Annotated in this window: 25 protein-coding genes, 1 tRNA gene and 1 pseudogene; 9 read left to right on the top strand and 18 right to left on the bottom strand. The window is 69.2% G+C overall.

The window, feature by feature from the left end; genetic code table 11:
• Positions 1-43: 43 nt before the first annotated feature.
• The 4 genes from E5671_RS34485 to E5671_RS34500 all read right to left on the bottom strand — a co-directional run bounded on the left by E5671_RS34485 (position 44) and on the right by E5671_RS34500 (position 3166).
• Positions 44-706, bottom strand: coding sequence for a TIGR03086 family metal-binding protein (locus tag E5671_RS34485; protein WP_160507766.1), 663 nt, complete (start codon positions 704-706; stop codon positions 44-46).
• A gap of 6 nt (positions 707-712) precedes the next feature.
• Complete coding sequence (locus E5671_RS34490) at positions 713-1186, bottom strand: hypothetical protein (RefSeq protein WP_160507767.1); 474 nt, start codon at positions 1184-1186, stop codon at positions 713-715.
• A gap of 110 nt (positions 1187-1296) precedes the next feature.
• The gene (locus E5671_RS46560; RefSeq protein WP_237330827.1) at positions 1297-1917 is read right to left on the bottom strand and encodes a TetR/AcrR family transcriptional regulator; all 621 of its coding nucleotides are present in this window, start codon (positions 1915-1917) and stop codon (positions 1297-1299) included.
• Positions 1918-2419: 502 nt separating this feature from the next.
• Positions 2420-3166, bottom strand: coding sequence for a peptidyl-tRNA hydrolase (locus E5671_RS34500; RefSeq protein WP_160507769.1), 747 nt, complete (start codon positions 3164-3166; stop codon positions 2420-2422).
• Positions 3167-3289: 123 nt separating this feature from the next.
• Between E5671_RS34500 and E5671_RS34505 the strand changes: the two are divergent.
• Both E5671_RS34505 and E5671_RS34510 read left to right on the top strand, forming a co-directional pair.
• Positions 3290-4141, top strand: a pseudogene (locus E5671_RS34505) (ABC transporter ATP-binding protein); the annotation flags it as partial.
• A 323-nt stretch (positions 4142-4464) separates the two neighbouring features.
• A complete protein-coding gene (locus E5671_RS34510; RefSeq protein ID WP_160507771.1) occupies positions 4465-5133 on the top strand; it encodes an ABC transporter in 669 nt (222 codons plus the stop codon).
• Positions 5134-5204: 71 nt separating this feature from the next.
• Here E5671_RS34510 and E5671_RS45560 read toward each other — a convergent pair whose 3' ends face one another.
• Positions 5205-5369, bottom strand: coding sequence for a hypothetical protein (locus E5671_RS45560; RefSeq protein WP_202121374.1), 165 nt, complete (start codon positions 5367-5369; stop codon positions 5205-5207).
• Positions 5370-5378: 9 nt separating this feature from the next.
• On the bottom strand, positions 5379-6311 hold the full coding sequence (locus E5671_RS34515; RefSeq protein WP_160507772.1) for a polysaccharide deacetylase family protein: 933 nt from the start codon (positions 6309-6311) through the stop codon (positions 5379-5381).
• A 125-nt stretch (positions 6312-6436) separates the two neighbouring features.
• Here E5671_RS34515 and E5671_RS34520 point away from each other — a divergent pair, with 125 nt between their 5' ends.
• Complete coding sequence (locus E5671_RS34520) at positions 6437-6910, top strand: hypothetical protein (RefSeq protein WP_160507773.1); 474 nt, start codon at positions 6437-6439, stop codon at positions 6908-6910.
• Positions 6911-6965: 55 nt separating this feature from the next.
• Here E5671_RS34520 and E5671_RS34525 read toward each other — a convergent pair whose 3' ends face one another.
• Positions 6966-7655, bottom strand: a complete 690-nt coding sequence (locus tag E5671_RS34525; protein ID WP_160507774.1) for an alpha/beta fold hydrolase — start codon at positions 7653-7655, stop codon at positions 6966-6968.
• 133 nt (positions 7656-7788) lie between these two features.
• A complete protein-coding gene (locus E5671_RS34530; protein WP_336605925.1) occupies positions 7789-9159 on the bottom strand; it encodes an MFS transporter in 1371 nt (456 codons plus the stop codon).
• A gap of 222 nt (positions 9160-9381) precedes the next feature.
• Between E5671_RS34530 and E5671_RS34535 the strand changes: the two genes are divergently transcribed.
• The gene (locus E5671_RS34535) at positions 9382-10458 is read left to right on the top strand and encodes a LacI family DNA-binding transcriptional regulator (RefSeq protein WP_160507775.1); all 1077 of its coding nucleotides are present in this window, start codon (positions 9382-9384) and stop codon (positions 10456-10458) included.
• On the opposite strand, the gene E5671_RS34540 is transcribed toward E5671_RS34535, so the two are convergent.
• Complete coding sequence (locus E5671_RS34540) at positions 10406-10900, bottom strand: YunG family protein (protein WP_237330293.1); 495 nt, start codon at positions 10898-10900, stop codon at positions 10406-10408. The two genes, E5671_RS34535 and E5671_RS34540, sit on opposite strands and share 53 nt — an antisense overlap.
• 62 nt (positions 10901-10962) lie before the next feature.
• On the opposite strand from E5671_RS34540, the gene E5671_RS34545 reads away from it, so the two are divergent.
• Positions 10963-11406, top strand: a complete 444-nt coding sequence (locus E5671_RS34545) for a VOC family protein (RefSeq protein WP_160507776.1) — start codon at positions 10963-10965, stop codon at positions 11404-11406.
• Positions 11407-11576: 170 nt separating this feature from the next.
• Here the strand turns inward: E5671_RS34545 and E5671_RS34550 are convergent, their stop codons facing one another.
• The 6 genes from E5671_RS34550 to E5671_RS47480 all read right to left on the bottom strand — a co-directional run bounded on the left by E5671_RS34550 (position 11577) and on the right by E5671_RS47480 (position 16954).
• On the bottom strand, positions 11577-11804 hold the full coding sequence (locus E5671_RS34550) for a DUF7848 domain-containing protein (RefSeq protein ID WP_160507777.1): 228 nt from the start codon (positions 11802-11804) through the stop codon (positions 11577-11579).
• Positions 11801-12205: a hypothetical protein gene (locus tag E5671_RS34555; RefSeq protein ID WP_237330294.1), complete on the bottom strand. Its 405-nt coding sequence runs from the start codon at positions 12203-12205 to the stop codon at positions 11801-11803. The genes E5671_RS34550 and E5671_RS34555 overlap by 4 nt, the downstream gene beginning before the upstream one ends.
• Positions 12206-12328: 123 nt before the next feature.
• Positions 12329-13570: a helix-turn-helix domain-containing protein gene (locus E5671_RS34560; protein WP_160507778.1), complete on the bottom strand. Its 1242-nt coding sequence runs from the start codon at positions 13568-13570 to the stop codon at positions 12329-12331.
• A 167-nt stretch (positions 13571-13737) separates the two neighbouring features.
• Positions 13738-14673 carry a major capsid protein gene (locus E5671_RS34565; protein ID WP_160507779.1) on the bottom strand — a complete coding sequence of 312 codons (936 nt, stop codon included), beginning with the start codon at positions 14671-14673 and terminating at the stop codon, positions 13738-13740.
• A 168-nt stretch (positions 14674-14841) separates the two neighbouring features.
• Positions 14842-15189 carry a P27 family phage terminase small subunit gene (locus tag E5671_RS47825; protein WP_443032737.1) on the bottom strand — a complete coding sequence of 116 codons (348 nt, stop codon included), beginning with the start codon at positions 15187-15189 and terminating at the stop codon, positions 14842-14844.
• A 1369-nt stretch (positions 15190-16558) separates the two neighbouring features.
• Positions 16559-16954, bottom strand: coding sequence for an HNH endonuclease (locus E5671_RS47480; RefSeq protein WP_202121375.1), 396 nt, complete (start codon positions 16952-16954; stop codon positions 16559-16561).
• Positions 16955-17087: 133 nt separating this feature from the next.
• Here E5671_RS47480 and E5671_RS34580 point away from each other — a divergent pair, with 133 nt between their 5' ends.
• The gene (locus tag E5671_RS34580) at positions 17088-17240 is read left to right on the top strand and encodes a hypothetical protein (protein ID WP_160507782.1); all 153 of its coding nucleotides are present in this window, start codon (positions 17088-17090) and stop codon (positions 17238-17240) included.
• A 4-nt stretch (positions 17241-17244) separates the two neighbouring features.
• Here the strand turns inward: E5671_RS34580 and E5671_RS34585 are convergent.
• The 3 genes from E5671_RS34585 to E5671_RS34595 all read right to left on the bottom strand — a co-directional run bounded on the left by E5671_RS34585 (position 17245) and on the right by E5671_RS34595 (position 20068).
• Positions 17245-17342: transfer RNA gene (locus tag E5671_RS34585), tRNA-OTHER, on the bottom strand.
• 487 nt (positions 17343-17829) lie between these two features.
• Positions 17830-18066: a hypothetical protein gene (locus E5671_RS34590; protein ID WP_160507783.1), complete on the bottom strand. Its 237-nt coding sequence runs from the start codon at positions 18064-18066 to the stop codon at positions 17830-17832.
• A 229-nt stretch (positions 18067-18295) separates the two neighbouring features.
• Positions 18296-20068: a recombinase family protein gene (locus tag E5671_RS34595; protein WP_160510591.1), complete on the bottom strand. Its 1773-nt coding sequence runs from the start codon at positions 20066-20068 to the stop codon at positions 18296-18298.
• Positions 20069-20398: 330 nt separating this feature from the next.
• Between E5671_RS34595 and E5671_RS34600 the strand changes: the two genes are divergently transcribed.
• From E5671_RS34600 to sph, 3 genes are all read left to right on the top strand, one after another.
• The gene (locus E5671_RS34600; RefSeq protein WP_160507784.1) at positions 20399-21592 is read left to right on the top strand and encodes a Cmx/CmrA family chloramphenicol efflux MFS transporter; all 1194 of its coding nucleotides are present in this window, start codon (positions 20399-20401) and stop codon (positions 21590-21592) included.
• A gap of 76 nt (positions 21593-21668) precedes the next feature.
• The gene (locus E5671_RS34605; RefSeq protein WP_160507785.1) at positions 21669-22247 is read left to right on the top strand and encodes a TetR/AcrR family transcriptional regulator; all 579 of its coding nucleotides are present in this window, start codon (positions 21669-21671) and stop codon (positions 22245-22247) included.
• 166 nt (positions 22248-22413) lie between these two features.
• Positions 22414-23409: a sphingomyelin phosphodiesterase gene (gene sph, locus E5671_RS34610; protein WP_160507786.1), complete on the top strand. Its 996-nt coding sequence runs from the start codon at positions 22414-22416 to the stop codon at positions 23407-23409.
• Positions 23410-23431 lie beyond the last annotated feature (22 nt).

The raw sequence follows: 23431 nt of genomic DNA on the forward strand, positions 1-23431 counted from the left end.
TACTTCCTGGTACCGGGAGATACGGAAGAGGCGTGCGTGATGTTCAACGCTTTGCGTGGTCGATGTGGGGCTCCGGTGTCCGCCCCAGGAGAGCCAGCACCTCCTCCAGCGGTGACGCGTCCTCCGGTGTGGGCAGTACGGGCGCGAACGCGGCGCCGGGGCCGCGGCGTTCGGGATCCTTCGGCACCCGGCGGGCGATGTCGAGCGCGGCGTCGACGACCGGCCGGGGGAGGTCGAGGCCGACTCCGACGGTGGTCGCCACGTCCCAGGAGTGCACCACGTAGTCCAGGAAGTGGAAGCCGACCGCGATCCGTCCCGTGAACGTCCCGCCGATCTCGGGAAGCGTGAACCCCCGCTCCACGACGCCCTCTTCGGCGAACGCGGCCAGCACGTGACGCACCGACTCGTCGTAGACCTTGAACGGGTCGCGGCCGAGCTCCGGCGCGATCCAGTACGTACGGTCGGCACCCGAGCCCCGAGCCGCCGCCGCGAACCCGTGGTGCTGCGCGGTCATGTGCGCCACCAGGTCGCGCAGCGTCCAGCCGGCGCAGGGGGAGGGGCGCTCCCAGTCGGTGCCGCGGGCCGCGCGCAGGACGCGGAGGGATTCGTGGACGGCGGTGCGGTCGAGGGCGATGAGGTCGGGGGCGGTGAGGTCGGTGAGGTCGGGTGCGGTGGTGAGGTCGGGTGCGTTGGTGAGGTCGGGCATGAGGTCTCAGGGTCCTTCCGCGGAGTGAACAGCTGGGCTCGGCCAGGGACTTGAGCCGGTGAGCAACGCGCTCGCAGCCGCCCAGGCGGCGTGGGGATCGAATGGCCCCGTCGTCCAGGTGGTGGCGCGCATCGCGCCCCGGTCCCGGTGCGCGCGGACGGTCCGTAGGTGGTCGGGGCGGCCGACAAACGCGTGCAGAGGCCTCTCGCCGGTCCAGACCGAGACGGATCCCGAGCGCTTACGCCACGGGTCGATCCAGAGCCACATGCCGACGGCGCCGGGCGTCTTCGGCCAGCTCCGGCGCAGCCGAAGTCCTGACAGGGTGATCGGCACGGTCTGGGTGTGGCGGTGGGCGGTGAACTCCATGAGGCTCACGAGGAGTTGACCTGGCGCATGCGCCTCGGGGCCGGCTTGCCAGGGCGTACGCGTGATCGGTCGCGGGACCGATCGCAGGATCAGTCGCGGGATCAGTGAAGGCATGCGATGAGCTTAAATCTAAACGAACGGTCGTGCTACTTGTTTCGCGGAGTCGGTCGTCGGGCCCCGATCTGCGGGTGCTGAGGGGGCGGGTTGCTGAGGGGGCGGTTTGCTTAGGGCAGCCCCGGTGAGGCGCTGGCGCTCAGGGAGGAGTTGAGCTGAGGCACCAGCGACGGGTCCGTCGCCGCCGCGCGCAGTCGTGCCGTGATGGCGACGCCCGCCCTGCGGTAGATGGCCGGCTCGTCGTGCAGCACCGAGTGCGCGTTCGCCGTCTCCATCAGCGCGATGAGTTCGAAGGCGACCTGGGGTACGTCGGTATCCGGGTGCAGTTCGCCGGTGTCGCGGGCCTCGGCGACGCAGCGCTCCACCTGGCCGGTCCAGTCACGGTCGGCGCGGACCAGCGCGTCGTGCACCGCGCCCTCGCGGGCGTCGAACTCGGCGATCACCCCGTAGAAGAAGCAGCCGCCGGGAAAGACGCGCTGTTCCGAGTAGTCGAGCCAGCGCGCGCACAGCTGCCAGACGCGGCCGAGGCCGGGCGGGGACTGCGTGGCCGGTTCCACCACCGCGTCGAGGAAGATGCGGCCGGCCGCGCGGATGGTCGCGAGCTGCAGCTCCTCCTTGGAGCCGAAGAGCGCGAAGACCCCGCTCTTGCTGAGCTTCAGCTCGGTGGCGATCCGCCCGACGGAAAGCGCGTCCAGACCCTCGACCGAGGCGATGTCAACCGTGCGGCGCAGGACGAGACGCCGGGTCTGGTTACCACGCTCGACGCGCCCGTCGAGCTTGGTTCCGCTGGGGCTGGAGCCCGAGCCGGAGCCGGAGCTGGAGCCCCCGCCTGTACCTGAGCCGGAGCCTGAGCCCGAGCGAGAGCCTGAAACCGAGCCCGAGCGAGAGCCGGAGCCTGTACCTGAGCGAGAGTCGGAGCCCGAACCCGAGTGCGAGCCCGAGTCAGAGCCCGAGCCGGAGCGGGAGTCAGAGCCGGAGCCTGTACCTGAGCGAGAGCCGGAGCCTGAGCCCGAACCCGAACCCGAGCCCGAGCCCGAGCGAGAGCCGGAGCCTGTACCTGAGCGAGAGCCGGAGCCTGAACCCGAACCCGAGCGAGAGCCGGAGCCCGAGCCCGAGCCCAAGCGAGAGCCCCAGCTGGTGCCTGAGGCCGAGTCAGAGCCTGCGCCTCCACTCACCCCTGTCCCCGCCCTCGCGCCCTCGCTCACGCCGAGCTCGCTCGCCATTTCGGTCTCCTCAACGCAGAGCAGGGTGGTCGGCGACCACGGTGCAGGAGCCGGGGGCGATCTCCGTGAAGCCTGCGTCCCGCACCACCGGCAGGCCGCTCGCCACGAGTTCGCGCCAGAGCGCGGCGTCCGGGGTGCGGACGGAGAGCGGGAAACCGGCGTCCCGCCACGCCGCGCGCTCCTCGTCCGCCAGCTCCCACCACGCCAGTTGGGCACCGTGCCCCGCCTGCGCCATCGCCTTGCCCGCCGACATGTCGACATCGGGGCTCATCCACAGGACCGGCGCGGTCGCGTCCGCAGGCGGCACCGCCTCCGGGTCGTCCAGGTCCGTGCCCGAGACCTGGAGCCGAGCCAGGTCCTTGGGCCAGCCGTCCAGCGGCACCGGCGGGAAGACGCGGACCTCCGCCGACTTGCCCGTGACCGTGATGCCCGGGAGCGCCTCGGCCCGCCGCCACTCGGCGCCGCGGGCCCGCCGCACCACCTTGCGGATCCTGGCGTCCTGCCAGTCCCGCATGGCCTGCGCCCACTCCCCGTCGCCGACGGACCGCTCGTCGCCGAGCATGACGAGCACCGCGCGGGCCGCGGTCTCCAGGGCGTCCGTACGGTGCGGAGGCTCGGCGCGCTCGATGCGGGCCACCAGCGGCAGCACGTACTGCGGTGCCTCGTCGCGTGTCGTCTGCTCCACGCGGAAGGGGCTGTCCTGGGGGTCTGGGGTGTCCTGCGGCTGGGAGGTCCCGGCGGCCTGGTCGCTGCTCACGCGTCCAGTCTGCCAGGCGGAAGATCGGGCCCGTCAGGGGCTTTGCCCGATGACTCTGTGGCTTTGCCCGACGACGACTCCGTCCCTTGCCCCGCCGCCGGACCCTTGCGCGAGGATGGCGGCATGGACAGTGATCTTGCGGGGGCCGCGCTGCGGCTCGACGGGGTGGGGCGGCGCTATGCCATGGGCGGACCGTGGGTCCTTCGCGGCGTCGGACTCGGCATACGCGCGGGCACGCTGGTGCGGATCGAGGGCGCGAACGGCACCGGCAAGTCGACCCTGCTGCGGCTGCTCGCCGGGATCGACGCCCCGACCGAGGGCCGCGTCGCAGGCCGGCCGCGCACGGCGTACGTCCCCGAACGCTTCCCCGCGGCGCTGCCGTTCACGGCCGCCGGGTATCTCACGCACCTGGGCCGCATCCACGGCCTGGCGAAGGGCGCGGCCGCGCGGGGCGCGGAGGAGTGGCTGGAGCGCTTCGGGGCGGGGAGTTACTCCCGTACGCCCCTGTCGGAACTGTCCAAGGGCAGCAGCCAGAAGGTCGCCGTGGCACAGGCGCTCCTCGCGGCGCCCGAACTCCTGGTCCTCGACGAGGCGTGGACAGGCCTGGACGCCGCGGCTCGCGACGAACTCGACCGGGCCGTCGCCGAGCGAGTCGCCGATGGCGGTGCCGTCGTCTTCGTGGACCACGACCCGCGGCGGCTCTCGGGGACGGTCGACGTGACGTACGCGGTGGTCGGCTCGGCCGTGAACCTCCGTACCCCGGACGGCACTTCACCGGAAGCCGCGGCATCGGAAGGCCCTTCGGTCGTGATCGAGGCGCAGGGGCCGCCGGGTGCCGCGCCGCCCCCTGTACCGGGCGCCGTAACAGGGCACTCCCCGGAGGGCGCGCTGCGGCTGACGGTGGCGGCGACACACTCGGACGTCGCGCTGCGCGCACTGCTGACGGCACGCCCGCCGTGGCACGTGGTGTCGGTGACCGAGTGGGTGACCGAGTCAGTGAGGGTGTCGGCTCCGGGATTGGCGTGGGCTCCGGGGTGGGTGTCGGGTCTGGCGTCGGCTCCAGCGTCGGAACCGGGATCGGCGTCGGCCGCGGGATCGGCGTCGGCGTCGGCCCCGGAACCGGCCCCGTCCCTGGCCCCGTCCCCGCCCCCGGAACCGGCATCGGCGGCGGTCCCAGAACCGTCCCCGTCCCCGCCCCCGCCTTCGTCCCCGCCCCCGCCCCCGCCCCCGGAACCAGCATCGGAGTCCCTTCCGGCAGCGCCCTCCGCCGCCCCCATGACCGGCGAGGTGCGCGACCGATGAACGCCCTGCTCAGCTACCAGTCCGCCCTCCTCCTGCGCTCCCAGCGCTGGCTCGCCCCCGTCATCCTGTACGCCGCGTTCCTCGCCGTCGGCGTACAGAGCGGGCAGCCGGTCCTCGACTCCCTCGCGTACGCGGCCGCCGCGCTGCTGCCCGTCGCCGCCTGGCTGGTGCGGATCTGCGCCACCAACGAGCCGCCCGCCGCCCGCAGTTGCTCGGCAGCGGCGGCCGGCCCCTGGCGGGCTCAACTGGCCTGCCTGCTCTCCGCGTTCCTCGCCACGGCCCTGCTCGGCGCCGTCGCCACCCTCGTCGTGGCGGTGATCAGTGACGCGGCGAGCACCGATCACCGGACGGCCGTGAACCGGCTCGCGGCGGGCGGAGCGGGGCTGCTCGCGATGCTGGTGAGCGCGCTCGTGGGCACCGCCATCGGCGCCGTCACGAGTTGGCCGCTGATGCGCTCGCCGGGCCGGGCGATCCCGGTGATGCTGCTCGCCGCGCTGCTCTCCCTGGTGACCACGGGCTCCCCCGCGAAGGCGGCCATGACCGGGCTCGTCTCGGGGTCGCGGGACGGGGTGGTGCCGGTGCCGTTGCTGCCCGTCGCGGGAGCCGCGGTGATCGCGGTGGCAGCGGTGGGGGTGGCTTGCGGGCTGGCCGCGCGGAGAGGGTGAGCACACCGGCGTCCCGGTGCCCGGAGCCCGGAGCCCGCTGTCCCGGAGCCCGGAGCCCGGTGTCCCGCGGCTCAGCCCGAGCAGGCCGTGCGCTGCGCCTCGTGCCACTCGCACACGGGGCACAGCGTCACTCCCTTGTGCGACTCCGGGTACTCGGTGGGCTCGCGGCACAGCACACACTCGGCGAACGTGCCCGGGTCGGTGTCGGCGGTTCCCTCGGTGGCGGCGTCGTCCATGCGGGCAGCCTAGCCGCGCGAGTGAGAGGCCCCCGCCGCCCGGATCTGCTCCGACACCCGGACGAACCGGAAGCCGCGCTCGCGCAGTTTGGGGACGATGGTCCGCAGGGCACGCTCCGTCGTGGGAGCCGCGCTGCGCGTGCAGTGCATGACGACCACCGAGCCGGGCCGCACCCCGTCGAGCACCTGCCGGGCCACCGCGTCGGCGTCCGTCGCGAAGGCGTCGCCGCTCACCACGTCCCACTGCACGGCCGTGACACCGCCAGGAGCGAGCGCGCGCAGCGCCTTTTTGTCGTAACAGCCGCCAGGGAAGCGGAAGTACGGGACCTGGCGCTCGACGCCCGCCTTGCGGAAGGCGGCGAAGGCGCGCTCCACGTCGGCGCGCATGCGGGACGCGGGGACGGTCGGCAGGCCGTAGCAGCGGTCGGTGAAGGCGTAGTGGCTGTACGAGTGGTTGGCGACCTCGAAGAGCGGGTCCCGGCCGATGTCCTTGGCCTGCGCCGGGTACTCCTCGGCCCACCGCCCCGTCATGAAGAACGTCGCGGGCACCTTCAGCCGACGCAGCGTCGACACCAGCGCCGGATTGTCGAACCGCTCACCCGCCGCGGCGCGCGGCCCCTGGTCGGCGGTCATGTCTGCGTCGAAGGTGAGGGCGACGGTGGGGGTGGCGGATGCCGGGGTGCGGGGGGCGTTCTTGAAGACGGGGGTGAGGCCCGCGGGGCCGGGGGCGAGGGTCGCGGGGCGGGGCGGGGCGCTTGCCTTGGGTCGCGATGGCTGGTCGCGGCCGCCCGGCTCGGGGTCCGTGCCGCAGGCGGCGAGTGCGGTGAGGGTGAGGGCGGTCAGGGCGCCGGCGGCGGTCAGCCTCCGGGCCCTCGGTCTCTTCGTAGCAGGTCTCTTCGTGGCCGGTCTCTGCGCGGTCAGTGTCCGTGTCGGGGCGATCATCTGGCGAACGTATCGGCATAAAAAGGATGAAATGGTGAGGTGCGGGCCGCGCTGCCCCGCGCTGCCCCGGACGGACGAACCACCGGACGGAAAGAGTCGGGAAACGCCCGAAAGGCAGCCGCAACATGTTCGTCCTGCTGATGTACGGCGCCATGCTCGCCGTACCGCTCTGGGTCATCGCGGTCGTGGTGAAGCTGATATCGGTCGTCCTCCCGGGGCGCCGACCGGACTGCCCCAGGGACCTGCTCCTCTGGAGCGCGGGCATGGCGGCTGCCGCAGCCGTCATCGCGTACACGATCGGGCTCGGCTTGGTCCAGTGGGACGCGAGCGAGGCCGAGTCGGGCGCGGGGTCCTCCCCGGCGGCTCCCTGCCGGTCACTTCCGCCCGGCACGCTCGACCAACTCGCCGGGCACGAACCGTCCTACTTCCCGCTGGGCTTCGACTGTCTGCTGGACGGCGGCCGCGTCGTCGAGGCCGACGGCCCCTACGGCCCGCTGAACGTACTGGCCGCCGCCTTCGCCCTGGCAGCGGCGCTGTCGGCCCTCGCGGTGGGGTTTCTGGACGAGTACCGGGCGCGGGCCCGGAAGTCCCTCACGTGACGGATGGGTGCCTCTGTGGCGCGGCCTCTCGGAGGAGGAAAAGCCACGCGGCCTCCTAGACCCAGCCGTCCAGCGACCCCATGTACGCGTCGAAGTTGTCGCGGTGGATGGTGTGTCCTGCGCCCTTGACCGTCCGTACCTCGAACCCGCGCCGCTCCAACTCCCCCTTCAGCTCGTCGGACACGAGGAAACTGGGGTCCGCGACCTGCACCAGCGACGGGACCACCGGCGCGGCGGGCGTGCGGTCGACGGCGTTCGGTCCGGAGAGGGCGAGCGCGGTGTCCGGGTCCCAGGCGGCCAGCGTGGCGACCTCGATGTCGATGTCGGCCTCCTCCCAGCGCGGATTCAGGTTCGCGATCGTCCTCCGGGTCGCGTTCCGGAACTCGACGAACACGGCAGGGTCCACGCCCGCCGCGCCGAGTGCCCACGCCGGGTCGGAGTAGACGGCCCGTGCCGGTGCGAGCCGCTCCACCGCGAGGGCCAGCGCCATCCCGCCCAGCGAGTGCCCGACCGCGAGCTCAACCCCGCTCGGCACCGTGTCGATCAGGTCGTCCGCGAAGATCTCCGGGCTGTACGCGCCCCGCCCGCTCGCCCCGTGCCCGCGCAGGTCGACGCCGATCACCCGGTAGCCCTTGTCGGCGAGGGCGGGGCCCAGGCGGCGCCAGGTGCGGTGGTCCGACATGATGCCGTGGACCAGGACGGCGACGCGGTCGCCGGTGCCCCATTCGCGGGTGTTCAACTTCATGGTGATACCTGCTTTCTAGCGGTCTAGCGGTCTAGCTATCTAGCCATCTGGCTATCTAGCGTGCTTGCGTTCCCGCGTTGCGCGTTCTTGCTTGCTTCTCGTACGCGAACTGCGGCTCCGACCGGCCAATTCCTCAGCGAACGCCGCGTATGGGGCGGACCGCGAGCGCGCCGAGGACGGACAGGACGGCGCCCGCGACGAACAGGGCCGTGTAGCCGCCGCCTTGACCGCCTCCGCAGAGCGAGACGATGACGGAGGCGACGAACGGGGCCAGGATCTGTGGGCCCGCCTGCGCCATGTTCAGGACGCCGAGATCGCGGGCCGCGTCATCGGCGCTCGGCAGGATCATGGACACCAGCGCGTTGTCGACGGCCATGAAACAGCCGAAGCCGAGGCCGTTGAGAGCGGCGTAGACGATCATCGCGGTCCAGGTCGGCGAGACGGCGGGGATGACGAGGGCGACCGCGGAGATCGTCGCGGAGGCGGCGACGAACAGCTTGCGCCGGTCCATCCGGTCCGAGAGCACACCGCCGACGACGGTGGACACGGCCATCGCGACCGCGCTGACGGGCGCGAGGACGGCGACGGCGTCCTCGGGCTCCATGCCGGACGGCAGGTCGATGTGGTCCTGCAGGATGTAGAGCTGGTAGCCGAAGACGCAGAAGTAGCCGAGCACGAGCAGTGCGCGCCCGATGAACGCCCAGCGGAAGTCGCGGTGGCGCAGGGCGCCGAGGAACGCCGCGAACTGCTTCTTGACCGGGACCGGCGCGTTCTTGACCGGGACCGGCGCGTGCGCGTCCGACTGCCGCGCGGGCGACTTCGGCTTCTCGCGCGCGAAGACGGTGAACAAGGCCGCCGAGAGCGCCACGAACAGGCCGAGCACCAGATATCCGGTGCTGAGGTGGTCGGCGAAGGCCGAGCCGATGAGCGCGCCGAGGGTCGAGCCGATCGGCAGTCCGATGCCGACGGCCGCGGACGCCCTGCCGCGGGCGGCGAGCGGCACGCGGTCGGGGACGACCGAGGTGAGCGCGGCCTGGAAGACGTTCATCACGGCCTGGCCGAGACACCAGGCGATCGTCACGAGCAGCACCGTCTGGACTCCGCCGAGCAGGGCCATCGCGCCGACGGCCGCGACGCCGCCCCCGAGGATCCAGGGATTGCGGCGCCCGCTGCGGTCGGAGAGTGCGCCCGCCACGGGGTTGAAGACGGTGGCGAAGACGGCACTGACCCCGCTGACGAGGCCCAGTACGGCGACCTTGTCCGCCTTGTCGATGTGCTCGATCTGGAGCGGTAGCAGCACGCTTCCGACACCCACGTAGAGCGCGTACATCGCGGTGTTGGCCAAGGTCAGGAGGGGCATGAGGCCGCGCGGGGTGCCGGACCGGCCGTCGCTGTCGCCTCCGCCTCCGCCGTCGCCCTCGCCCTCGCCCTCGCCCTCGCCGGGGTGCGGGGCCCGGGGCGTGGCAGCCGGGGGAGTCTGATCCTGGTGAGCGGAAAGGGCCACGTTGCCCTCCTCCTCAGAAGGTCGGTCGTGATGACCGAAGGGGTGGTGACACGTGTAACTTGACACGTGTAAGTGCATTCCTAGCACTCACCCCGCGCCCGCACCAGAGCCTGAGCCGGAAAAGCAGCCGGGAAGCAGCCGGGAAAGCAGCTGGCAAAGCAGCCCGGAAGGCAACCGGGAAAAAGCGGCCGGAAAAGCCGCCGTGAAAGGATGCGCAGCAGGATGACCGAAAGCTCGGGCCCCCAGCGGGGCAGCGCCTCGCCCCCCACCAGCACTTCCGTCGCCCGGCACGCCGGTGTCTCACGTGCGACCGTCAGCTACGTCCTGAACGGCTTGGCCGCGGGGCGCGTCAGCGACGCCACGCAGGAGAAGGTCCGAGCGTCCGCCGAGGAGCTCGGATACGTTCCGCACGCCGCCGCCCGCTCCTTGCGCTCCGGCAGCAGCGGACTCGTCCTGATCGCTGTGCCCGCCGATGCGGTGCCCGTGTTCGGGGCGCTCTTCACGGGCTTCGTCGCCGCGTTCCAGACGGAGTTGCAGGCGTACGGGCACACCGGTGTCCTGCACGGCGCCAGTGCGGGGGACACCCCGAAGGACGCCGCCCGCGCCTGGGCCGAGCTGCGGCCCGCCGCCGTCATCGCCACGATCGGCGCACCGCTCGACGAGGCGTCCGTCGCGACGCTGAAGCGCTCGGGCACTTCAGCGGTCGTCTCCTACGGGCCGCCGCCCGCGCCCGGCGCGCACGGCATCGCCATGGACCAGGCGGAGGTCGGCGCCGTGGCCGGTGCGCATCTCCTGGCGGGCGGGCATCGGCGTATCGGCGTCGTCGTCCCGGTCGAGCACGGCCTCGGCATGTTCAGCACGCCGCGCCTCGAAGGCGTCCGGTCCGCTGCCGCCGCGTATCCCGAAGCGCGCGTGCAGCCGGTCGAGCTGGCTTACACCGAGGAATCGGCGGCCGAACTGGCCGCCAGCTGGCGGGACTTGGGCCTGGACGCGGTGGTCGCCTACAACGACGAGTACGCGATGCTCCTGATGCGAGCCTTGCAGGACGCCGGCATCGACGTCCCCGGAGAGGTCGCCGTCGTCGGCGCGGACGATCTGCTGCTCGGCAGGCTGCTGCGGCCGAGGCTGACGAGCGTACGCATCGAACTCCCCCCGCCCGCCGAGGTGGCCGCCCTCGTCGACCGCCTCATCCGCGAGCCGGCGACGCCGCCCGCGGTGCACGGGCGGTCGACGGCGCACATCGAGGTCAGGGAGTCCAGCCACCGGGTGCGGCCGGTGCCAGGGGTATCGCCTCGGTGAACCGCTGCCGCAGCAGTTCGTACTCCTCCTGACGGCGCGGCAGCCGACCTGGCGGCCGCTCCACGGCTCGCGGCGCCGTGATCCGCTGGCCCAGCAGGAACTGCTCGCGCGTCAGGTCCAGTTCGACGCCGCTCGCCAGGCGGTTCCACCAGTGGAAGCCCTGCTGCTCGCCGTCGGCCGACCGCACCTCGCCGACCAGCAACTCGCCGCCGAATATGTCGTGCACCACGATCGCGGTGATGTCGCAGTGACCCCAGGCCGGGTTGTCGGCGGTCCACGGAGCGCGGGCCGCGTCGTCGGGCGAGCAGGTGTCGGCGGACCACGCGGTACGCAGCGCGGCATCGATGCCGGTCAAGGCCAGCGGGTTGGCTTCGGGCGGGCTCAGCGGGCTCAGCGGGCTCAGCGGGCTCGGCGGGCCAATTGGGCTGCTCTGGGGGCTCATGGTGATCACAATGGCATCCGCCACTGACAACGACGGCACCGTCACGGACGAAGGGCCCACCCATGCGCTCGACCCTCTTCAACGTCGCCTTCGACTGCGCCGACGCGTACGAACTGGCCCAGTTCTGGAGCAAGGTGGTGGGCCACCCGCTCAACGACGACGACCTCCCCGGCGAATCGACCGCGGCCATCGCCCTGCCCACCGGAATCCACCTCTACTTCGCCGAGGTCTCCGAGCCCAAGACCCAGAAGAACCGCGTCCATGTCTGTCTCCAGCCCGAGAGCACCCGCGACGCGGAAGTGGAACGGCTCCTGGCGCTGGGCGCGGCGGTGGTGGCGGACCGCCGCAATGCCGACGGCACCGGCTGGGTGGTCTTCACCGACCCCAACACCTCTAACTACCAGTTCTACGATACCGGCCCGCCCGCCACAGAACAGCAGAACGCCCCGCCCCAACTTTGGGAGGGGGCCTCTTTGTTGCTGGTCAGCGGCAGAACGACGACTTAACGGCGGTCACGATGTCCGCGGCCTGGTCGTCGGTGAGGATCGGCACCTAGCTGACGAGAGCTGACACCAAGACAATGCGCAAGCCCCGCCCACGCGCCACGGGGGGAGGGGTATGAACGGGGCGGTGCCGGGCCGCTGGATGGTGCTCGCGGTCCAGCGGCCCGGGGTCTCTACTCGTCCCGGGTCACGCGGGCGTGATCGGTCACGACGCGACGGAAGAGGTCATGACCAGTGCGGCCGGTGTGGCGCAGACACCAGTCCTGCGCCATTTCCTGCTCTTCCTGAGCCCCGGAGTTTTCCTCACAGCCGGGGGTCACGCAGAAGGCTTCGAAGGTGACTCCGCCTTCTGGTTCATGGCAGATCGTGTGGGGGACGTAGCGTAGAACGGCACGACTCATGGGGACGCCTCAGCAGGTTGTTCGGGGCTGTCGGCGGCTTCGTCATCTTCTTCACCCACCTCGCTCTCGGGCACGGACAGGCGAAGTCCTCGGCTCTCTGCGATCCGCAGTGCGTCAGTCAGGCACTCCGTCAGACGCAGCAGTGTGTACCGCACCTCGGCATGAGTGGACATGGGATCGTCCAGCACCTTGGACGCTTCCGTAAGCGTGTCCGCGCCCATGGCGAGCTGCACGGCTTCGAAGTTGTCGGCAAGGCGGGACATGAACCCGTCTTCGTCGTCGGTGCTCAGTAAGCACCTCTTGCCGTCCTCCGTCGTCCAGGGCAGTAACCGGGGACGGCGCCCCGTGGACACATCGGCAAGGTCGCGCCGCCGCTGCCGGTCGCTATCCGTTCTCTGCATCGCTTGGGCCCCCTCTGGTGGCTACTCGGCAGAGGGAACCTACGGGCGCGCAGAAGCTCAATCCACGCGCCCACAGCAGTAGTTCATCTCCTTGCCCAAGCGAACTACCACGCTCCGCAGCGCCTACCCGGCAACCCGAAGATGTGCCGCCATGCTGCGCATGTCTTCCGTCAGGATCCGCTTACGGGTCTTGAGGATGTCCGCCATCACGCGCCGAGCCATGGGCTGATGGGTCATCCACTCGCTGGACGTACGGCGGATGCGGGTCAGCTCGTCCATGGCGTCCTGGTGCGACCCGAGCACGACATGGGCACGGGCGACGTCCAGCCGGTGACGGCCCCAGTTGTTGGTGCTCAATGTCCCGTAATTCCGCACTGCTTTGGCGCTCAGGGGTCCGTCGTCGGCCCGACGGAGCACGCCTCGCGCATCACCGATCAGCGACAGGTCCTCAACGGCTTTCGCCTCAGCGGTCACGGGACCGAACGCGCTCCAGTGCGCGGGGAAGTCGACGTGTTCACCGTCCAGCGCGCCCCCGGCGGTCCGTGCCCTCCTGCGGGCTTCCTGCGCTACGTCCGGCCGGTTGTTGCGTACCGATGCCGCCGCGACCCTCAGCCACAGTTCCCCCCACACCGCGAGGCTCGCGGGCGTCGCTCCGGACATGCGCGGTTCGATCTCCTGTGCTGTCTGCGCCGCAAGCTGTTCGGACTCCTCGAACCGGTCCTGCCGCAGCAAGAGCCAGCAGAGCCCCACAACTCCCGTTGCCGCCAGCTGAGTCTGGCCAGTTTCGCGGGCGAGGCGGATGGCTTCAGCGAGCGCGAAATAGGCCATGTCGTACTGGCGAACCTGAGTCAGGTACTTACCCGTGAGCAACAGTGCATGAGCCCGCGCGATCGTGGCGTGCTGCTGCTCCTCGCCTTCGAGGGCGGTAACGGCGGCTTCGGAGGACCGCAGCAGGTCGGGCAACTTCCGTGCGACAGACGTATACCTGTCGGCCTGGTAGAGGGCGTGACCGTCCTGCACGCCTTGCCGGATGGCGGACACTTCCCCAGCGCCACCGGGTTCAGACAGCGGCACTGAGAGCCCGACAGGAGGCATGAGAGCCCGCCTCAGCTCCGCCAGGTAGCGTCGGTTCGCCTCATCCTCCGTGCCAAGTACTGACTTCGGTGCTTCCGTGGCGAACAGGGCGGATGTCGAGACCCCCAGCGCGCGGGCAAGGGCAGCAAGCGTGCCCATGCTGAGGTGCCCGCCCTGCTCTGCCTTGCGCACGGTGCTCAGCGAGAGATCCGCCGCTTCAGCCAAGCCCTCTTGGCTCAGTCCGGTCGTACGGCGGAACTTCCTGACGTTGTCTGCCAACCCTGTGGACATCGGCACTCACCTCACGTCAAGCGTATGCCCCCGCCGTAGTCAGGCAACTCTGATCAGTCAAGCGGGACCGCTCGCCAGATCATCAGATGCGCCGCCAGAATCGGGAAGAGCCCCGCACCCAACTCCCCGGACAGGGAGATGAGTACGGGGCCTTACTGTCAGCTCTGTCAGCCGTTCATAACGCTTGTCAGCCGTGCGGCGGCCTTACCGCCGAACAGTGCGAGACCGCAGTAGAAGTCGATACGAGTCCGGTAGACGGGCTTGTCGTGGGCCTCACCCAAATCGGTTGCCTGCACTCCACCATTGGTCAACCCGGACACCCCGGCATCCGCCTCGGAGGAGCCGAAACGCACGGCGTAAATATCACCGGTCACCTTGCCACCCGTTTCCGTTGTGAGCGGCAGCACGTCCGTGCCGTCGAGTCGCTGTCCCGCATCCAGCAGAGGGACCCCGTTCCACATGGTGGCGCGCTTCCCGGCTATCTCATTGACCAGGAGTTCACCACCACCGAGCCGACGGAACCCGGAAACTATCTTGGCCCGGAGTGCGCCGTTCATGTAGAGCGCGCCGTTCGATCCGCTGATCCCCCTCACCTGCGCGGTGAGAGCGTCCAAGGTGTCGAAGAAGTCGTAGCCGCTGGCGACGGGCCCCACGCCCTTCGCGTCGATCACCTGGTTTCCCATGAGCCTCTTGCGTAGACCGTCGAAGCCCTTCGGATTCACGGTCACATCGCCGTTGAAGAACTGGTCGGAGAAGTGAATCGATGCAGCCTTGATCTTCATGTGAGTCTGAACGGCTCGTTGGTCGTTCAGGTTGCCGCGTGTCTGGATGATGAACTTGTCCAAGTCCGCGTCCCCGCCAAGGATGGCGAGTGTTTCAACGCGCTGATTGAGTGCACCCACACTCTCCGGGTCCGCCTCGTTTACGGCGCGGAACGCGACGCCGGGCAGGGTGGATTCCTCGTTGTACTTGTATGCGCTCCCTTCAACTTGAATCAACGGCAGGCGGTCAAGGATCGGGGACTCCTGAACGAAAGTCTCAACCACCCCGCGCTGCAACTGGTCAAGGGTGAGCTTTGCCGATTCGGCAAGGGTGAGTGCCATAGTTGTCCTTCACTAGGGGTTTCAAAATTCGGAATCGGATGAGCGCCGGTTATTCTTGGGGCCCTGGATTCCCGCACAAAGGGTGGCCTGCCACTGCGTCGAAGTAGGCGAATGGAGCCTGTGAGACTCGCGTAGCAGTCACCATGGGGCGCGAGCGGCACGCTTCGGCTATCTCGTCCGTGGTGAGCCCGAGTTCCCGCAGTGCGTCCAGCGGGACGGGCGAACGTCTCCGTCATCATCCCCACCAAAGTCGGGCGGGGTGATCCGGGTTGCCGATGCAGGGCTAAGCCCCAACTCACCCACCAGCGAGCGGAAGTGACTCCGGTACTGGTGGGCAATCGTCACCCACGGACTCTTGACGTTCCCGCGCTCCGTCTCGACTACCAATCCGTTACGAGATAGCTCCCGCTCTGCCTGCCACAGACGAGCGACAGTCAGGCAATACTCAATGGCCGTTTCCCGCTGCGAGTCGGATAGTCCGGCTGCCACCACCAGGGCGGGTATCGTCCTCGCCAAACATCGGCAGTCTTACCGCGCACGTCCTCGGACGAGTCGCCCGGAAGCAACTCGGACCAGCCGGGTTCGATTGGCTCGGCGGGGTTGCATCGGGCCCCCTCGGCATTGCGGTCTTGGCGGAATGTGCCCTCTCGGACCGCTTGGATATGAGGTTTCGGCTTCTGTCCGGGCACTGCCACGGCCGCTCTCCTTTCACAGAAACGCTCAAATGAACCACGCGAGTTTTTTGCCTCCCTGCCGTTCTTTTGCGGGAGGGAGCGGGGGTCACCCCCTGGTCGGCGTCATGAGCGGCGAGGCTTGACGCGCTCGGCTGCCCATCCGCCGGGCTGGTGTTTCGCGGTCTCGCGGTTATGGCACTTCGTGCACAGCGGACGCAGACGAGACCATGCGTCCGGATCACTGACACCCCGAGCGACCAGCGCACGCCGTGACTCGGGGAAGTGGTCGGCAACCGTCGCAGTGCGAGAGCAGAGCACGCACCACGGATGCGCATACAGGTAGCGCTTACGGATGCGCTCCCATCGGACGCCGTACCCCTTGGCCGTGGTCGTCCCTCGCTGTTGCTCGGCTCCCCTTGCATGTGCCGGGCAGCGTCCGCCCGTGGTGAGTTCGGGGCAGCCGGGGACAGAGCACGGGGGGGCGGGGCTTGCGCGGCATGGGGGGCGCCTCCTGTCAAGGGCGTAGAAGATTGACTGACCGTCATGGGATGATCACAGGGACCGAACCGGCGGAAGGATTGGAGAGAGCCATGTCAGACGCTCTGAAGTCACCCGAGGGTGCAGAGGAACCCGAGGGCGCAGAGGAACCTGAAGACACAAAGCCAACCAAGGACGCAAAGGCTGCCGGTCGCGCTCTCCCCGGCCTGGTCCTTCCAGGTACTCATAACTCGGGGTTTGACAAGGAAGCCGAGTAGTCGTTCACGGCCAATCCGCCCCGGTACAGCGCGCCGACTCTGCACCGGGGCGGAGCCATGTTCGCGGGGTGGACGGAATCGAACCGTCTCTACCGCCCGGTTTCAGCACGGGAACCACCCGCGCTTACTCGGGGCAGAGTGCACGCCTACACCACACCCCTTCCGCACCAGGACGAGCCGGGTTAAGGCTGGTCTAGGGCGGTGTCTGTGCGGGGGCGTAACCCGACAGGTTCAAGATCGTTGGCAGGGCATGAACAACACCAAGCGTGTAGCTGCCGCTGTCTCTCTCGGAACCGCACTCCTCGGAGTCCTCGCGTCTCCCGCCAGTGCCGTTCCCGACCCCGTAGCCACCGTGGACTGTGCTGTCCAGGACGTCACGTCGCTCGTTGACCCCGCCAACATGGGAGTGCCCACCGAGATCCCCGCAACGGGCTGTCTGGCCCCTTGAGTCAGCCCTTACGGGCCGAACTCTGTACGGGTCTTGAGCTGGTGGCACTCCCGACACAGCGGTTGAACGTTGCCGTCCGTGTCCTCGCCCCCGAGTGCAAGCGGCTGCATGTGGTCCACGTCCACCACGTCCGCGAGGACGAGCAACCCGCACCGTGCACAGCGGGCACCACCATGGGCACCGACTAGAGCACGGAGACGAGCGGCCCCCGAGTGCACCGCAACAAGCACGGCACGGCGAGCACGCCGAGCACGGACCGAAGCCCGCTTGCCGTAGTCCTGGTGGTGTTCCTCGCAGCGTCCGCTGTGCGTCGCCGGCTCGGTGCAGTCGATACAGCGCACGGTTCCGCACCCCCTGTAGCTCGTCGTCCTGGTGCTCGTTGTCACCCTCGGAGCGAACGGCATATGTGCTGGTCAAAGGCACAGTGCCCGCGCCGGTTCTCCCGTTTGGGCTAAGCGCTGTGCTGTGCTCGTGCGTGCGTCAGTTGGCTGCACCAGCTTGGAAGGGAACGCTTACGTCCCAGCAGAGGAGAACCCCATGGGCATCGAAGACGGAATTGGTGAGGCCGCCGACCAGGCCAAGAAGGTTGTGACCGGCGAGGACCGGGACGAGCAGCAGAACGATAAGGACAGCAACACAGACGACTCGGACAACGCAAACATGGAATACGAGCGCGACGACAAGCTCTGAGACGTGCCCACACCCGGAGTCGAACCGGGAACTCTGCGGATTGTGTACGGGTCCCCCCGAGGGGGCCGGTACCGCGCACCTCTGCCATTGGGTCATGTGGGCTGGTGGTCGTCCTCGCCGGCTCGGCCGGTCCGGACACTGTGGGGAGATCACACGAGCTTGCAACCCCGTTCGGCACCCCCGGCCAAGGGGTGGTTACTGGTGGGCGGTGTGATCTCCCCGCGCTCTGCCTCACGACCACTGCGGCCACCCCTCGGGGTGCGTGCTGCACGGGCAGAGCTGTTCGTGAGAGTCAGGCACTCGGACCGCCGTTTCCGGGCTGGTGGGGTGCGCGGTAATCCCGCTCTCACTGTGTTGTGGGGACCAGCAGATTCCCGAGGGGGGTCGACCATGGCGGGGTGATGGTTGGACGCGCTGTTTGGTTTTCTCTCTATTTTTTAGACGTAATCAAAAGAACCCCTCTAACCGTCATACCGCCATGGCTCCGCCCGCTGGCCCGGCTGTCGCTCGGCGAGCCTGTGCGTCTGCCTGTGGGCACAGCAGGGCCCCGGCGGTCACGTGGACTACCGGGGCTAGGTCGGGGCGATTCTTAGGCGTCGTATTTGCCGTCGAGCATTTGGGTGAAGCTCTCAAGCGAGAAGTTGCCGTTCTCGCCCTTCGGTGCCCGGATCACCACCCTATTCGCTGCGAAGGAGGTTCGCCCCGCACCTCTCAGCAGCTCCACGACATCTTTCTCGCCGACGCCGCTCCCGTCATCCATGTGCTTGAAGAGGTCGAGCAGGTGCTGCCTCTCGTCGGCGCTACGGTCGGACTGAGTTTCGCTCACGACGTGCCTCCTGGTGCCTCAGCCACCCTGCGTGAGTGACGTTCCGTAATTGTACAGTTACGTTGTGCGCTGACCTGGAAAGGCATCAGCTTTGCGGGACTACTTGGCACACGGCCACCAGAACGCAAAAAAGCCCCGACCAGTCCGAGGACCGACCGGGGCTCTTGCGGCTAGTTGTACTGCAACCGCATATAACGGATGACCTAGCCGCGCGCCGAACTGTACTGGGCTACGCGGCCACCAGTTCGCGGACGGGCTCGGCAACGGGGACCAGCTCGGGGGCGGGCTCGGCGAGCCGAACCGTGCTGCCCGGTGCCGGGGGTGCGTCGTTGCGGGTCTCGGCTTCCTGCTCCGCAGCGTTGGCCGTAGCCGCTTCGGCGGCGGGGTCCAGCTCTCCGCGCATGTGGAAGTCCACGCGGGACGTGTCGAGCTTCCGCCACCCGCCACGGGTGCCGCGTCGTACGTCCAGCCGAACCCCGGCTTCAATGAGCATGGTTCGTCGGCCCGCGGTGTCTGCGGCTGCCCACTCGTCCGTGAACGTGCGCCCCGTGGGGGTCACGATGCGCTGTGCTTCGCGCTTCTCGCTGTTCTCCAACATGGCAATGCGCGCGTCCAACGCGTCCGCCCGTTCCTGCCACGCAGCGGCAGCGTGCCGGGACTTCTGACGCCCCTTCTGTTCCTGGTGGTCGTTGAACTCGGCAAGCGTGGCCAGTAGTTCGGGCTCCGGGTCGTAACCGGGGATCTCGACTACGTGTGTCGTCTGGACGGAGCCGACCACCCGCAGAAACTCGGCGGTCACATGCTCGTCCGCCCACTCAGCCTTGATGTTTGCGGGCAGCGTGCACAGGTCTCCGCGCGCATGGCTGTTGCACTTGTAGAAGTCACTGACGCTCGCACCCTTGCGGGTCGGCTTGGACAGGTACATGCGGCCCCCGCAAGAGTCGCAGTGGATCACGCGCAACAGCAGTGCGTCAGTGTCCGACCGTTCCCGGTTATTGATGCTGCGGGAGTCCAGCACGGCCCCCACCCGGTCGAACTCTTCACGGGTCATGATCGGCTGTTCGGTCTGCATGACCGGGTCGCCCTCGGGGTCACGTACGGGCTTGCCCCGGTGCATCTTCCAGCCGAGCAAAGTTTCGTTGCGGAGCATCCGCGTAATAACGGCGGGGGTCCACTTGAAGACAGCACGCACCGTGTGTGAGCCCTTTGCCCCGCCGGTCTTGCCGCCCTTTTCGCGCTGCATCTTCACTGCCCAGTGATCACGCGGGCTCGGGATGTTGTCCGCGTTGAGCCCCACGGCGATTGCCGAAACGGTCTTGCCTTCCAACAGCTCACGGACGATGCGCTCAATGACCGTCACGGCTTCCGGGTCCGGGACGAGCGTCCAGCCGATACCGCCGTGCTCTTTAGGCATGGGGGCGGGCATGTAGCCGTACGGAGGACGGCCACCACCCCGCCACCGAAGCGGCATACGGCGCATGGCTGCCATGGCGCCGGTTACGCGGTCTTTGATGCTCTGCGCTTCCACCTGTGCGGCAAAGGCGAGCATCATCATTTGGAATTCCGCCATGGGGTCCATGGGGTTCCGGAAGTCAAAGACGAGCTTGCCCCCGCCGATGCCCTCGGCAAAAACCAACATCTTCCGGTGCGCCTTAGCCCACTTGGCAAGGTCGTGCATGTCGCTCATGGACCGGATGGCACGGTCAAAGCGCCACCACACAAGGGCGTCGTACTCGTCCGGACGGGAGAGCCACCCGCCGAGCGCGGGACAGTCGAACGGGGCAACCTTGCTCGCGGACACATCAAGGTCCACGGCTTCGCGGAGCCCGTCACCCTCGCCAAAGCTGATGTTGAGTTCCGCGGCTATCGCGTCATCGGCTTCGCGCTGCCGCTCGGGGCTGGTGGTCTCGTCGGTGAGTACGGAGAGCCGGACACACCGCACACCCCGAAGGGTCTCGGTCTGGTACACCGTCCCGGCTAGGGGGTTGCGGGTAGTCGTCATGTCCGCTGTAGGGACCAGCGCGTTCCCGCTCGTCTCGCCCTTGACCAGCACCGATGCCACCATGGCCACACCCCAGAACCGCTAGAACGGAGTGTTGGGAGACCCCGAGGGCAACGAGTTCTGCGTGCTGCGCAGTGCGGCCGAGCGTGAGGCGGGCGAAGCGGGCCCTTGTGACCGTGCCGCGCACTGAGCTGTGATCACGCCCCGCACTGATCGGAGCGACTGGCCACACCCATTTTGAAGCGATCGATTCATAATGTGCTAGCGTCCTGATCGTCGATTTTGGAGCGCTCGCTCCAAAATATGGTCGAGTGATCAGGAGGAGCATCAATGCCGCCTGCGGTGTACATAGTTGGGCTCGGCATCTTCACCCAAGGGACCTCGGAGTTCATGCTCTCCGGCCTCCTGCCGGGCATGGCCGCCGACCTGGGGGTGTCGATCCCGGACGCGGGGCTGCTGATCTCGGCCTTCGCGATCGGCATGGTCGTCGGCGCCCCGCTGCTCGCGGTGGCCACCCTGAGCTGGCCCCGGCGGACCGCCCTCGTCTCCCTCCAGGCGGCCTTCGTCGTCGCCCACGTGATCGGTGCGCTCGCGCCGGGCTACGGGGTCCTCTTCGTCACGCGCGTGGTCAGCGCCCTCGCGTACGCGGGGTACTGGGGCGTGGCCGTGGCCACCGCGGTCGCCCTCGTGCCGCCCGCGGCCAAGGGGAAGGCGGTCGCCGTGGTCGCGGGCGGTCTGACGCTGGCCACGGTCGTCGGCGTACCGGCAGGCACCCTGCTGAGCCAGTACTCCAGCTGGCGCGCCGCGTTCTGGGCGGTGGCCGCCGCCACCCTGGTCAGCCTCCTGTGCACGCTGCTCGTCGTCCCCGGCGGCCGGTCCGAAGCCGGGCGTACGTCGGTGAAGGCGGAGCTGCGCGGTATGGCGAGGCCTCAGCTCTGGCTCTCGTACGCCGTCACGGCCTTCACCTTCGGCGCGGTCATCGTGACCTTCAGCTATCTCGCGCCGCTCCTGACCGACGTGAGCGGAGTGTCCGAGGGGTGGGTGCCGGCGGTCCTGGCCCTGTTCGGAGTCGGCGGGATGGTGGGCCTGTTCATCGGCGGGCGCACGGCCGAGACGCACCCCCTGCGGACCCTCGGCCTTGGGCTCGGGGCGCTCGCGCTCTTCTCCGCGCTGCTCGCCCTGACGGCAGGTTCCACGGGCGTCGTGATCGCGCTGGTGTTCCTCCTGGGGCTGGTCGGGTACGTCACCAATCCCGCACTCCAGTCACGGGTGTTCACCCTCGCCCCGGCCGCCCCGACGCTGGCCGGCGCCACCAATACGGCCGCGTTCAACGTCGGCAACACCCTGGCCCCGCTCCTCGGCGGCCTGACCATCGACGCCGGACTCGGCTACGCCTCCGTGGCCTGGGTCGGCGCCGCACTCGCCGCCGCCGGAGCGGTGGCCGTGCTCTGGGCGGCACGGCTCCAGCGGGCGGAACGGGACGTCGTGACGGAACCCCTTGAACGTACGCATGTGGCCGCATGAACAGGCCCACGCACCATCGGCGTCACGCACCATCGGTGTTTTGTACGTATATTCCAAAACCCGTACTGTGGGGTCCATGGCCAGGCCACGAGAGTTCGACGAGGACCGCGTCATCAGCGCGGCCATGGACACCTTCTGGCGTCACGGCTACGAGGGCACGTCGACGCGCGCGCTGTGCGACAGCACCGGCCTCGGGCCCTCCAGCCTCTACAACACCTTCGGCGGCAAGCGTCAGCTGTATCTGCGCGCACTGCGGCGCTACTACGAGACGAGCACCGCCGAGCAGGTCGAGATCCTGCGGGGAGAGGGCACGGCGAAGGAGCGGCTGCGGGCCATGATGGTCCATGCCGTGGACGCCGATCTCGACGAGGCGGACGGGCGCGGCTGCTTCGCGATCAACGCGGCCGTCGAGATCGCCGGGCTCGACCCTGAGGTCAAGGACGCGGTGCGGCGCAACTTCGACCGCGTGGAGGAGGAACTGCGCGCGGTCGTGACGGACGGCAGGCGCACGGGCGAGCTCCGCTCCACGGCCGACGCGCGGACCGTCGCCCGCCGGGTGCAGAGCACGTACTACGGCCTGCGCGTCCTCGCCCGCGTCCAGGACGACCGGCAGGCGCTGCTCGGCACGGTGGAGAGCGCGCTCGCCGACCTGTGACCGCCCGGCCTCCCAACGCCACCTGAGCGCAGCCCACTTGAGTCCTGGCGGGTCACACAAAATCGGCGCGTCCCCGTCGCGGATCTTTGTTCACGTGAAGTATCCCCAGAAGTAATCGCGGCTGATTGGATATGCGACGCCCACCCCCCCACTCTCAGGAGACTCAGTGCCGCACCCAGCGCTGCGCAGGACCCACGCCGCCGCGATCACCACGGTGCTCGCCGCGGCCACGCTCGCCGCCGTCGCCCCGTCCGCGACCGCCGCCGACGCGCCTGCCGCCTCTGTCGACACTCCCGCACTCAAAGTGCTCTCGTACAACGCGTTTCTGTTCAGCAAGAACCTCTACCCGAACTGGGGCCAGGACCATCGCGCCAAGGCCATACCGGCCGCGGACTTCTTCCAGGGCAAGGACGTGGTCGTCCTCCAGGAGGCCTTCGACAACTCCTCGTCCGACGCGCTGAAGGCCAACGCCGCGGACCGCTACCCGCACCAGACCCCCGTCATGGGCCGGAGCAAGGACGGCTGGGACGCCACCGGCGGCGCGTACTCGTCGGTGACCCCGGAGGACGGGGGAGTGACCGTCCTGAGCAAGTGGCCGATCCTGCGCAAGGAGCAGTACGTCTACAAGGACGCCTGTGGCGCCGACTCGTACTCCAACAAGGGCTTCGTCTATGCCCAGTTGAACGTCAACGGCACGAAGGTGCACGTCGTCGGCACCCACGCCCAGTCCACCGACCCGGGCTGCGGCTCCGGCGAGGCGGCCGCGACGCGCGCCCTGCAGTTCAAGGAGATGGACGCCTTCCTCGACGCCAAGGACATCCCGGCGGGCGAACAGGTCGTCGTGGCGGGCGACTTCAACGTCGACTCCCACAGCGGTGAGTACGCCTCGATGCTCGCCGACGGAGGCTTCGCCCCCGCCGACGGCCGCAGCGGCCACCCGTACTCCTTCGACACCCAGGACAACTCCATCGCGTCCGAGCGCTACCCGGACGACCCCCGCGAGGACCTCGACTACGTCCTGCACCGCAAGGGCCACGCCCGCCCCGCCACCTGGCGCAACGAGGTGGTCAAGGAGCAGAGCGCGCCCTGGACGGTCTCCAGCTGGGGCAAGCAGTACACATACACCAATCTGTCCGACCACTATCCGGTGATCGGCTCCTAGCCCCACGGGGTGCGCGGCGGGC

The organism is Streptomyces sp. BA2, assembly GCF_009769735.1.
Classification (GTDB): Bacteria; Actinomycetota; Actinomycetes; order Streptomycetales; family Streptomycetaceae; genus Streptomyces.